The organism is Sphaerochaeta sp. S2 (assembly GCF_016406725.1).
Taxonomy (GTDB): Bacteria; Spirochaetota; Spirochaetia; order Sphaerochaetales; family Sphaerochaetaceae; genus Sphaerochaeta.
Genome location: NZ_JAEKNT010000049.1, coordinates 1 through 1,623, shown reverse-complemented (window position 1 = coordinate 1,623; position 1,623 = coordinate 1). Strand labels below are relative to the sequence as shown.

At 34.3% G+C, this 1,623-nt stretch carries 2 protein-coding genes and 1 pseudogene; all 3 read right to left on the bottom strand.

Translation table 11 applies throughout. The annotated features are described in order from the left end of the window. Nucleotides 1-488 (bottom strand): HemK/PrmC family methyltransferase (locus JF818_RS01200; protein WP_198890171.1); only part of this gene is annotated, 488 nt, incomplete at its 3' end. Beyond that, nucleotides 475-1,410 carry a DUF1385 domain-containing protein gene (locus tag JF818_RS01195; RefSeq protein ID WP_198890170.1) on the bottom strand — a complete coding sequence of 312 codons (936 nt, stop codon included), beginning with the start codon at nt 1,408-1,410 and terminating at the stop codon, nt 475-477. The genes JF818_RS01200 and JF818_RS01195, both read right to left, overlap by 14 nt. Beyond that, nucleotides 1,403-1,623: pseudogene (locus JF818_RS01190) on the bottom strand (hypothetical protein); the annotation flags it as partial. The pseudogene JF818_RS01190 and the gene JF818_RS01195, both read right to left, overlap by 8 nt.

The window sequence follows — 1,623 nt, the reverse complement described above, 5'->3', positions numbered from 1 at the left end:
CTATCATATACGTCAAGTCTTCTTGCATTTTCTTTGGCAATTGCAATTGCTTCTTTTGATATATCAACCGTGACACAGCTGGCTTCTTTAATGTATGAAGCAAGTGCAATGTGAATGGCACCACTACCAGTACCAATATCTAAAAGCCTTGGCGATGGTACATCCATTGCTTCAATAACCTTTTCAACCAACACCTCGGTATCACTTCTAGGAATCAAAACACCTGGTCTTACAAGAAACTCTAAACCCATAAAAGACTGATGCCCCACAATATATTGTAATGGTTCACCAGTTTTTCTGCGTTCTAGGAAGCCTTTATAAGTAGCGATTAAATCTTCTTCCAAAAGCTCATCTTTATTCATAAAAAGATAAATACTATCTTTTCCTATTGTATGTTCTAATAATAACTTTGCATCTATTAGGTAATCCGGTGTAAACTCCTTTAAAAAAGCTTCACCGTACCTTAATATAGCATTAATTGATTGCATTTTCTACTTTTTCCTCTTCTAAAACTGCTTTTAATGATACAATTGCAACTTCCAGTTGTCCCAAATCCGGTTCAGCTGTTGTCAGCTTTTGCATCATCATACCAGGCCAAGAAATGATATCAACAATAATTGAATCATGTTTACCAGCATATCGAATAACCTCATAAGCTAGTCCTGCTACCAATGGCATAAAGATTAGTTTTAATCCCGCTCTAACTAGTGGCGCACCGAAATTCCCTAGAAATGAGAAAATAACAATACTTAAAACGACAACGATCAGCAAGAAAGATGTCCCGCATCTTGGATGTAGTCTGGAAAATTTTTCAGCATTCTCGGGTGTAAGCTCTACTTTTGCTTCATAACATCTAATGGTCTTATGTTCTGCACCATGATATTCAAATACTCTTTTTACTTCTTTCATTTTAGATATTGCAAAGATATAACCAAGGAATAAAGTAAACTTGAAAATACCTTCAAGTAAGCTTAATAGTAATTTACTTTCAAAAAAATTACTTAAACCATTACTCACAAAAGCTGGAAGAATTATAAAAAACAACAACGTAATTGCCAGTGCAAAGATCATTGAGATCGCTACAAAAATACCGTCTGCTTTATCACCAAACTTTTTTTCCACCCAAAGATCAAATTTGCCCTTCTCTATACTTTCATCATCATAAAACTCTGCAGAGTAGTTTAATGCTTTTATACCGATAATCATCGAAGCTATAAATGCAAAGATACCTCTTAATATTGGTAACTTTGAAAACTTCGTTAAAAAGTTTTCCTTTATCTCATCTACTTTTACTTCTAATTCACCATCCGGTTTTCTCACTACGATTGCGATTTTATTTTTACCTCGCATCATAATGCCTTCAATCAGAGCCTGACCACCAATTGAAGTATATTCTGATTTTTTAGCCATTTAATTCACCTCGATATTTAAAATAACATTCTGTACAAAGTGACTGGTATTCCACATGATTTTCTCCATCAATAGCTACCTGTTCGCCTTCAAACACATAGTTGCCATTAATTTTTCTACCATTCAAAGTAGCTTTCTTGCCACATGTACAAATTGTTTTTAGTTCTTCTATAGCATGTGCAACCAAAAGAAGTCTTTCAGAACCTTCAAATC